The following is a 9,727-nucleotide window of genomic DNA, read 5'->3' on the forward strand; positions in this document are numbered from 1 at the left end:
CAGAAGAATCTTCTGCTGTCAAAAATCAACACCACCCTAGAGAACATTCCCAACTCGTTCGTCCTTTGGTGGGAATTAGGCAATATACAAATCAATTATCACCAAAATTAGCAAACCCAGGATATGTGAAAAGGGCACGTCAAATATATGAGCAGCTATACTGTGAATTAGTCAACAGTTATTCGGGCTGGTATGTTGCTATTGAACCTGATAGCGGCGATTATTTTCTTAATGCCAATAAAGCTTTAGCTCAACAGCAAGCAAAACAAAAAAATCCTTCTAGACTAATTTGTACTTTCCAATTAATTCCCCAGGAGCATAGTTCAACAACTTGATTGAAGGAAAATTTAGCAGCCAAGGCGAGTTGATTTTTGAAATCGACCTCGTAGCATCTGATGGATTAATTATCACAGTTGATGCACTATTCGATACTGGTTTTACTGACTGGTTAGCAATTAATACTCAAGATGCTCTCTCGCTGGGATGGGAACTTGTGGAGAGTGAAGAAACACGTCTGACAGCACAAGGAGAATCCCAGTTTAATATCTACGCTGGTACAGTTAGTTTAGATACTCAAGAATTCAATATTTCTGTAATTGCTGGAGATGAAATAGCCGAAGTACTTCTCGGTTTACCTTGGCTTTTTACCAGAAAATTAGTCGTTGATTTTCCTGAAGACCTGCTAACTTTAGGATAAGTCACATCTTGCATCAAGTCTCTCAATCATTTTGAAAATCAGCAAGCGATCGCTGTACAAATTCCCATAGCTGACTTTGAAAGAATTGAAGAAATATTGGAAAACTACGGCTTGGTACAGCTAATGAAAGAATCGGAAGATGAAGAACCACTCTCTAAAGACGAAGCAATGAGGAACGTCTTGCTAAAGAGCGATCGCAGCACGATTTAGGATAATTTTGGAAAGATGAAACAAATTAAAATTATTGTCGAAAAGCATCCTGATGGCTATATTGCCTATCCTCTAGGTATTAAAGGAGTTGTAGTAGGTGAAGGTAACACTTATGCGGAAGCTTTAGCTGATGTAAAATCAGCTATCCAATGCCATATAGAAGTATTTGGTAATGAGGTTTTAGAAGATGAATCACCAGTTTTAGAGGCTTTTATCACTGAAGCTGAGGTAACTATTTAAAGATAGAATTTTTACCCATATAAATGCGATGCTGGTGGCTCAATAAGATGAAAGTAATCAATAAAAATAATGATGAACACGCGATTAGTCAATTCGCTGGTACAAATAATCGAATCCCTCACTCCAGAAGAGCGCATCTTTCTGCAACAACGACTAAGCAGCCAGCCAATTCAAGTGACAGTCGGTGTCTGCGGGGGACAGCCACGCATTCGCAACACGCGCATCCCTGTGTGGACGCTGGTGGCTTTTCGCCAACAGGGAGCAGATGAGGAAGAGTTGCTGCGAAACTACCCTACCCTAACCCATGACGATCTAAAAGCTGCCTGGATTTATTATGAACAGCACCAAGAACAATTAGACCGAGCAATCATCACGTTGACTGAGGATGATGATGGTTAAGCTTTACTCTAATGAGAATTTTCCTATGGATATAGTCAGAGAACTACGGCAGTTAAGCTATGATGTCCTCACTTCCTACGAAGCAAGCTATTAAAACACTAAAATAAAAGCACATATCGATAAATTATATCGCCCTAACTATGACAACTGTAATTGCTAGACCTTCATCCTTGATTGGCAGTATCAAAATAGAAAAGCTGGATAGTTTTTACCTGTTCAAATTTAATGATGAACTGCAAGCACGGATGGAAGAACTTTTAGAACGCAAAAAAGCTGATTTACTAACTCCAGAAGAAGCGATTGAACTTGAAGAGATTGGAGAATTAGATAGAATTTTTACCCATATAAATGCGATGCTGGTAGCTCAAAAAAATGATTGATGATGCTACTAAAGAAATTGTCCGCAAACGCGCCAATTTTCTATGCGAGTATTGCCATTCTCCAGAACGCATTTCCACCACAAGATTTACAGTAGACCATTTGATACCAAAGTCTATTGGTGGTGCCGCTGAAATTAATAATTTAGCCTTGGCTTGTCGTCGTTGTAATGAACGTCGCTACAACTTTGTCGCGGGATATGACTCAGAGACTCAAGCAATAGTACCTTTATTTAATCCTCGTCAACAAATTTGGTCAGAGCATTTTCTGTGGTCAGCAGATGGTAGGACAATTATCGGAATTACACCTATTGGGAGAGCAACCTGCAAGCGACTTGATATGAACGATGAACGCTATCCAGAAGATGACTCTATTCAGAGTGCGCGGGGTTTTTGGTTTCAAGCCGGCTTACATCCTCCTAGTGACGATCCCCGAAAAAGCTAGTCGCTATGATTCTCTTTAACTGAAGCGTATTGCTCTTAAACCTGCTACTGTTTAGTTCTAGACGCAAAAATTTTAACTTTAAACGAAAACATTCTCACTTCAAACCGAAATGTTCTCGTTTCAAACCAAAACGTTCTCACTTCAAACCGAAAATTTCTCGTTTCAAACCAAAACGTTCTCGCTTCAAACCAAAATGTTCTCACTGCAAACGAAAATGTTCTCACTTGAAACTAAAATATTAATGCTCTGAACTCGGAGTGTCTCACTTTAAACAAAAACACCCAAGCTCAGAGCAAAAAGTTTTATGTTTTTAGATAACAGCGTCGAGTTAATTTCTCGACTTATGAACTTTGTGGTTGCACTTTTTTAGCTTTCCGGGCAAATCTGCGTCCTAAATCATCAACCATTGACTCTAAACCAGAGCCTTTACCACTGGCTTTAGCATAGTTATATATCATCAAACCCGCCGCATAAGCTTCGCTACCAACAGCCACAGATGTATCATCCACCAGTTCTTGCAGTTGCGTCAACGACAGCAAAATGGGATACAGGGCTTCAAATAATTCGATATCTTGGCGCATATCATTCAAGTCAAAAGAACGAGGTAAGAAGTCAGGGTTTTGTGTGCCGATTTCCAATGCCTTACTCACAAACGCCCGACTCTTATCCCCCAGCTTGGGTAAAGCTTTACGCTCCTCGGTTGTCAAATCAATCAAGAACGGTAACTTTTCGCGGATAGTAGTAATAGCTTGCATCACGGCTTCCCTGTCTGCGGAGGAAAGTTTTGCACTGACTTTATTATCTGCCATTTTTCATACACCTTTAATGGTACTAGATTTCAGTATTCCCCAAATAATTTAGAAAGTAATAGTTATTTATAAGCAATTAAGAAAAAATTTTTATACCTTTCAATAAGTGATATCTCGCTAATTACCAACCTTGAGCAAGTTTCACGATTAGAGTCCACTGGCATTTGACCCAAGGAAGCCGAACATTTAGAGATAATATAGCAATCCTAAATCATTCGTGAAAAGTTAGATCCCCGACTTCTTAAAGAAGTCGGGGATCTGGACACTGCGAATTTTCACAAATCAGATAGGATTGCTATAGTAGCAGAGGTAATCTCAAAATTTGGCGTTAGCAGAGCGGTGCGCTAGCACTTCGCAGCTAGTTGTGAAATAACATTATTACTTCTATAGGACTCCTATTTGATTTTTGAAATAACTCGCCCTCAACTCGAAAAGGCTGATTCCCTACTCCCTACTCCCTACTCCCTACCTACACAAAGAAGTTCAGAAATCAAATCGGATTGCTATATAGGAATCCTATTTGATTGCCTGAAAAAAACTCAGTACACATCTATTCGCTTCTGTTACCTATTCCCTATTCCCTTTTGGAAGCTGTAAATTTAGCATAATAGGTACGGTAGAGCCATAAAAGTAATAGCCGAAAAATATCAAACCCAATTTTTATTATGACTTCTTCTCCCCATTACATCCCTCAATCTGACCCGCCGCTTCCTCCTTGGGAAACGCTACCAACGATGTATGATTTACCAAGTGATAACCCAGAGGAACCAGGCTTGCCAGACGATTTTCACTTTTTACAACCCTTACTTTTATACTTAACTTTTCAGCCCATTAACTGGAATTCAGAATTAGTTTACAGTGCTGCTGACCTTAATCTCTACTATGATTTACAGCATCCTTTGTGGTATAAACGCCCAGATTGGTTTGGTGTAGTAGGTGTAGGAAAGTTATACAAAGGGCAAGACTTACGGTTAAGTTATGTAACTTGGCAAGAACCAGCAAATCCCTTTGTAGTTGTTGAGTTATTATCTCCAGGTACGGAAGACGAAGATTTAGGCACAAGAAGAGAAAGTGCAGCAGATAAACCTCCTAGTAAATGGGAAGTTTATGAGCGAATTTTGCGGATTCCTTACTATGTTGTTTTTAGTCGCTACACTAATGAACTTCGGGCTTTTCACTTAGTTGGCGGTCACTATGAACCGATGAACTTGACTAATGGATACCTACTAATGCCAGAGATAGATTTAAGTTTAGGCTTATGGCAAGGTTCATTTCGAGATATTGAAAAGTTATGGTTAAGGTGGTTCACTTTGGCGGGAGAATTAATTCCCGCACCCACAGAGGAAGCTGCTGCTGCAACTGAACGAGCTATGATTGCTGAACAAGAAGCTACAGAAGCTAGACAAGAAGCTGCTCAAGCCAAACGAAAAGCAGAACAATTAGCAGAACGTTTGCGTCAGTTAGGCGTGAATCCTGATGAACTAGATGAATTATTGTAGCTTCAGGAGTCTTTTTTTATACTTAGGAGAATTTTCTGCTTTTGAGGAATCACCTATACTGAAAACTTTGATAGCCGCTATCTCAATAATGATATAGCTCTCAGAAAGATTAATTTTTGAGAGCGATCGCATATTCAGCACTTGAAATACATATAATAATTTTTTCAGCAAGTCTATAGCAACCTCAGTTTTTCTGAGAAACCATGATATCACGCTGTATCCTTAGTGTTCCAAAGCTCAGTACCAATAAAGTTGCTAGGGGTAAAATGTGTTTCATCTGCGAATCCAAAAGGCGATGCATAGAGCAGTCGCAGAGATTACCGCAGACACTGGTTATGTTCCGGCTGCTAAAATACGTAAGTATGAGTAGTATGATCGAACTACTCAGGTAAAAATTGTCTATTTGGTCACACAAGACCGTCGAAAGATTGTAGAAGAGTGTATTTCCTTGTCTTGACACTGATGCTAATCTCAATTTTAGGGATGTTATAAGCCTTTATCTGCTAGAGTTTCTCACTTTCAGCAAACTGAATAATTTATCAATAATAAAATCGCAAGGAGTGCGATGAGATGTCACAGTCCTTTATGACAAGACCAGAAATAGCTGCTGGAACTCTAATCGATAACCGCTATATTATTCAAAAACTTCTGGGACAGGGAGGATTGGGGCGAACTTACTTGGCCTTTGACACTCGTCGCTTTAATGAAGCTTGTGTTCTCAAGGAGTTTGCGCCCATTGGCACAGGGGAGAGTGGACTGGAACAATATCGCAACTTATTTAAAAGAGAAGCAAAAATTCTTCATCAATTGCAACATCCTCAAATTCCCAAGTTTTTGGCTTGCTTTGAAGGAGATGGTCGGTTATTCCTAGTACAAGAGTATGTTGACGGTAAAACATATTCTAGAGTGCTGGGAGAACTTCAACGTCAAGGAAGAAACTTTTCCCAAGAGGAAGTTATAGAGTGGTTAAAAAATCTGCTGCCTGTTTTGGAATATGTTCATCAGCACAACATCATCCATCGAGATATTTCGCCTGATAACATTATGTTACCTGATGGCAAGGATCTGCCAGTGCTGATTGATTTCGGTGTAGGCAAGCAAATTGCTGACATAAATGAAGGGAGAAGTTCTAACCATCAAGTGACCTTTGTTGGCAAAATGTCCCTTGTCGGCAAAGTGGGGTATGCTCCCCGCGAACAGATTAGCTTGGGCTTATGTTCCCCCTCTAGTGACCTTTATGCTTTGGGGGTAACAGCTATTGTACTACTTACAGGTAGAGATCCATCCTTACTAATGGATCAATATTCCTTAGAATGGAACTGGCGTTATTATACTTATGTTACTGATGGGTTCGCTCAAGTACTCGATCAAATGTTGGCAGATAGACCTAACAAGCGATACCAAGCAGCTAGGGAAGTTCTTATAGATTTAGAGCGGATTGAAGAACCAGAAGTGGTAATGTCTCCTGCAATCATGCTTGATAATTTGCCCCCCACTGTATTTAATCCTGAATTTCAGCCTATGTCGGCAATATCGCCGTCATACAACCAACCTGGAGAAACAATTTTTAGTTCACCTACTTCACCAGCTACTCCGCTTGGGCGAATTAAAGAACAGCAACCTTCGCTCCAACGAGCATTTCTCAAACATTGCCAGCAAGAGTTAGCTTACCACATCGGGCCAATGGCAGATATAGTTATGGAAGAAATATTAGCTGAAAATCCTTACATTTCACCTGAGCAATTTATTGAACTCATAGCCAGGGAAATTCCTGACTTTCAAGCAGCTTTGGAATTCAAAAAAAGCTTATTCTCATAAATCTTTAGACCAACACTAGTTTAAGGATAATTTAAATTTTTAATTTTTTTAGTCGCCTATACCTCCCTGAGTGCGTTTGATTCTTTTCATTGCCATTTCTAAACTTAACTGCATCCGTTTAAAGGCTTTAGCTAAATTACCGATTTCATCATTAGACATCTGCTCGAATTCAACATCCATGTGTCCAGTACTAACTTCTTCGGCGATGCGAGTCATGCGTTTGAGAGGCATAACAACTTGTCGATTCAAGAAATAGTTTACTAACAGGATAGTAGCTATAAAAATAGTTGATACAATTAAAATAATTAGTAAGGAAGACTGATGGGCTTTGTTGATGACGTTATTTGCTGGTACTGTAATAATCTGAGCGCCGACAATTTCATTCAGCTTCCACCCAAATCCATTAGCTGTACCATAAAGATTAATCATACTTGGAGGTGCAGCTTCGGGTACACTATGACAGACCAAACAACTTTGTTCAGAAACTGGTAAGGGACGAGCAATATAAAAGATATCCCCACCAGGAATTGAGCGAAATCCACTCAGTTCTTTAAGGTCTGATTTATTTCTGAACCTTTCTACAATTTCCGTCTCAAAAACGTCAGCTTTATCCCGAAGATTTGTGGGATTGAGAGTTGCTTCTTTATAAAAGAAGTCACGGTAGTCTGGTGTTTTCCGTAAAATATCAAATACCTCCCGTGCTGAGTATGCAGGCACACTTTGCGGCAAAAACTCAGTTTCCAATTTATCAGCTAGCTCTGGATTAACTTGAGTATTGGTGTATTTACGAATAGAACTCATGGTTTGCATGAGCATAAGACCTGTTGAGCTAATATCTTGTTTAGCATTTTCTCTAAGCAGAGAAGAAAGAGCAAATCCACTCAAGCTCAAACCGAATGTCAGAATTACCAGTAGCAAAATTGTAAACTTTTGTTTCAAGTTTAGATTCTTTAGCATAATTTCACATTCCCTACAAGTCAAATTATTATGAGCAAATATCGCTAAAGTCATCGTTTACTTTAGCATGAGCAATAAAATAAAATTTTGGTGTAAAGGTATAGTTTAGCTAAAACTATTAGGATATATAGGACTAATATTTGATTTCCGAAAAAGCTCGGTACAACTCAAAAAGCCTAATTCCTTATTCCCTACTCCCTACTCCCCACTCCCCGCCTATCGCGCTTGCGCTGCGCTTCGCGCACCACGTAGATAATTTCAAAAATCAAATACGATTCCTATACCCAACTCTATATTAGTAATTATTGAGATTAATGAAAATGTTCTCTAAGTAACTAATTCAAAAAGCGACAACACCAATTTAAATTGAATTTCCAAAAATTCGTGTTGGCTGTTATGATACCGTGCCAAAATAAATACCAGGAATTGTTAAATATTACTAATGGTGTGGAATGCAGGAAAGTCTTTATTCGGTGGACGCTACATTATTGAAAGCCAACTAGGCGAAGGCGGAATTGGCATTACTTATCTTGCCAGAAATCAACGCAATCAACTGCGAGTGATTAAAACCCTCAAAGAAGAAATCCTGAATCACCCCGCCTGGATACTCCACCGAAACAAGTTACGGCAAGACTTCCGTGATGAAGTAGTTCGGCTGGCTGTGTGTCACCATCCTCATATAGTACAGATAGAAACCATCTTTGATGAGGGAAATTTGCCCTGCATGGTGATGGAGTACATCGAAGGCGAAGACTTAGGACAGCGCCTGAGACGGATGGGGGTGCTATCAGAAGCAGAAGCGCTACTATACATCAGGCAAATTGGCGACGCTTTAACGCTAATTCACTCTAAAGGGCTGCTGCATCGGGATCTCAAACCACGTAATATTATGATCCGCATTGATAAATCAGAAGCAGTGCTGATAGACTTTGGCATCGCTAGAGAATTTATTCCCAATATGATTCAAAGGCATACAGTGTATCGTACTCCTGGTTTTGCCCCACCTGAGCAGTATGAATCAGAAGCGCCACGAGGAGAATATATTGATATCTACGCCTTAGCTGCTACTTTGTATAATTTGCTTACCGCAGTTATACCGACGAGTGCAGATGATAGACGTCACAATATTAATTTAGAACCACCACAATATTTTAATCCTAAAATCAGCGACAGGGTGAATGAGGCTATTATGTGCGGCATGGATTTGGAGTCCACCTATCGTCCCCAGTCTGTGCAGGAGTGGTTGGATTTATTGGGTTCTGATACTGGCGATAAGATAGCACCAATATCATCTAACTTGGTGATAACGCCTAAACTTAAACCACCTCCACCTGTTGTATTAGATCAACAGAAGTGGCAATGTGTACAGACCCTCAAAGGTCATTCTAGTATGGTTCATGCGATCGCCATTAGCTCAGACGGGCAATTGATTGCTAGCGGCAGTAATGACCATACTATTAAACTTTGGCAACTGGGTACTGGCAAGCTAGTGCGTCAACTGGGTCGTTGGTCTTCTGGTCATTCTAGTATGGTTCATTCCGTCGCCTTTAGCCCAATCTCCTCAAAGCTTTCTTATCAAAGGGAGTCAGGCAAATCTGCGGGAGTTGCAGACCAAAACCGGGGAATCTTAGCTAGCGGTAGTTGGGATAATACCATCAAATTGTGGGATGTAAACACAGGCAAAGAAATTCGTACTCTCACTGGTCATACTAATTGGGTGAATTCCGTTGCCTTTAGTCCAGATGGCAAATTTCTGGCTAGTGGTAGTGTTGACTGCACAATTAAACTGTGGCAAGTACACACAGGTATAGAAACCCAAACTCTCATAGGCCATTCTGACTCAGTTTCGTCAGTTGCCTACTCTCCAAGAACGCCTGCAACGAATAGCAAGGATAGGCAGCTTGTAGCTAGTGGCAGTACTGATTACACCATTAAATTATGGCAAGTATACACAGGCAGAAACATTTGCACATTATTAGGCCATTCCTTCTTTGTTAACTGTATCGCCTTCAGCAAGGATGGGGAAATTATCGCTAGTGGCAGTGGTGACAACACAATTAAACTGTGGGATGTAAATACAGGTAGAGAAATTCGTACTCTCAATGGTCATTCTGATTCAGTTTGGTCAGTTGCCTTTAGCCAGGATGGGCAATTTCTCGCTAGTGGCAGTTGGGATAAGACTATTAAACTGTGGCACGTACACAGTGGCAAAGAAATCAGCACACTTATAGGGCATTCCAACTATCTTAGATGCGTCGCCTTTAGTCCCGATGGTC

General features: G+C 40.2%; 11 protein-coding genes and 1 pseudogene. 10 read left to right on the plus strand and 2 right to left on the minus strand.

Going from position 1 to position 9,727, the window contains the following annotated elements; genetic code table 11:
- The 7 genes and pseudogenes from LC574_RS11570 to LC574_RS11600 form a co-directional block, all read left to right on the plus strand.
- A pseudogene (locus tag LC574_RS11570) lies at positions 1-335 on the plus strand (hypothetical protein); the annotation flags it as partial.
- Entirely contained in the window at positions 332-697 is a 366-nt protein-coding gene (locus LC574_RS11575) for an aspartyl protease (protein ID WP_229453656.1), read from the plus strand. The pseudogene LC574_RS11570 and the gene LC574_RS11575, both read left to right, overlap by 4 nt.
- A 60-nt stretch (positions 698-757) precedes the next feature.
- Positions 758-907 (plus strand): hypothetical protein, encoded by a 150-nt coding sequence (locus LC574_RS11580; protein WP_368736683.1) that lies wholly within the window; start codon positions 758-760, stop codon positions 905-907.
- A 15-nt stretch (positions 908-922) separates the two neighbouring features.
- Positions 923-1,147: a type II toxin-antitoxin system HicB family antitoxin gene (locus tag LC574_RS11585; protein ID WP_229453658.1), complete on the plus strand. Its 225-nt coding sequence runs from the start codon at positions 923-925 to the stop codon at positions 1,145-1,147.
- A gap of 69 nt (positions 1,148-1,216) precedes the next feature.
- A complete protein-coding gene (locus tag LC574_RS11590) occupies positions 1,217-1,546 on the plus strand; it encodes a DUF433 domain-containing protein (protein WP_229453659.1) in 330 nt (109 codons plus the stop codon).
- Positions 1,547-1,686: 140 nt separating this feature from the next.
- Positions 1,687-1,926: a hypothetical protein gene (locus tag LC574_RS11595; protein ID WP_229453660.1), complete on the plus strand. Its 240-nt coding sequence runs from the start codon at positions 1,687-1,689 to the stop codon at positions 1,924-1,926.
- The gene (locus LC574_RS11600) at positions 1,919-2,368 is read left to right on the plus strand and encodes an HNH endonuclease (RefSeq protein WP_229453661.1); all 450 of its coding nucleotides are present in this window, start codon (positions 1,919-1,921) and stop codon (positions 2,366-2,368) included. Before LC574_RS11595 ends, LC574_RS11600 begins: the two co-directional genes overlap by 8 nt.
- A 341-nt stretch (positions 2,369-2,709) precedes the next feature.
- On the opposite strand, the gene LC574_RS11605 is transcribed toward LC574_RS11600, so the two are convergent.
- Entirely contained in the window at positions 2,710-3,177 is a 468-nt protein-coding gene (locus LC574_RS11605; RefSeq protein WP_229453662.1) for a hypothetical protein, read from the minus strand.
- A gap of 665 nt (positions 3,178-3,842) precedes the next feature.
- Here LC574_RS11605 and LC574_RS11610 point away from each other — a divergent pair.
- Both LC574_RS11610 and LC574_RS11615 read left to right on the plus strand, forming a co-directional pair.
- Positions 3,843-4,676 carry a Uma2 family endonuclease gene (locus LC574_RS11610; protein WP_229453663.1) on the plus strand — a complete coding sequence of 278 codons (834 nt, stop codon included), beginning with the start codon at positions 3,843-3,845 and terminating at the stop codon, positions 4,674-4,676.
- A 570-nt stretch (positions 4,677-5,246) separates the two neighbouring features.
- Positions 5,247-6,494, plus strand: a complete 1,248-nt coding sequence (locus tag LC574_RS11615) for a serine/threonine-protein kinase (RefSeq protein ID WP_229453664.1) — start codon at positions 5,247-5,249, stop codon at positions 6,492-6,494.
- A 48-nt stretch (positions 6,495-6,542) separates the two neighbouring features.
- Here the strand turns inward: LC574_RS11615 and LC574_RS11620 are convergent, their stop codons facing one another.
- Positions 6,543-7,451 carry a DUF3365 domain-containing protein gene (locus LC574_RS11620; protein ID WP_229453665.1) on the minus strand — a complete coding sequence of 303 codons (909 nt, stop codon included), beginning with the start codon at positions 7,449-7,451 and terminating at the stop codon, positions 6,543-6,545.
- A 442-nt stretch (positions 7,452-7,893) separates the two neighbouring features.
- Here LC574_RS11620 and LC574_RS11625 point away from each other — a divergent pair.
- A partial coding sequence (locus tag LC574_RS11625) for a serine/threonine-protein kinase (RefSeq protein WP_229453666.1) occupies positions 7,894-9,727 on the plus strand: 1,834 nt, incomplete at its 3' end.

This window comes from Nostoc sp. CHAB 5715, from assembly GCF_020829685.1.
Lineage (GTDB): Bacteria > Cyanobacteriota > Cyanobacteriia > Cyanobacteriales > Nostocaceae > Nostoc.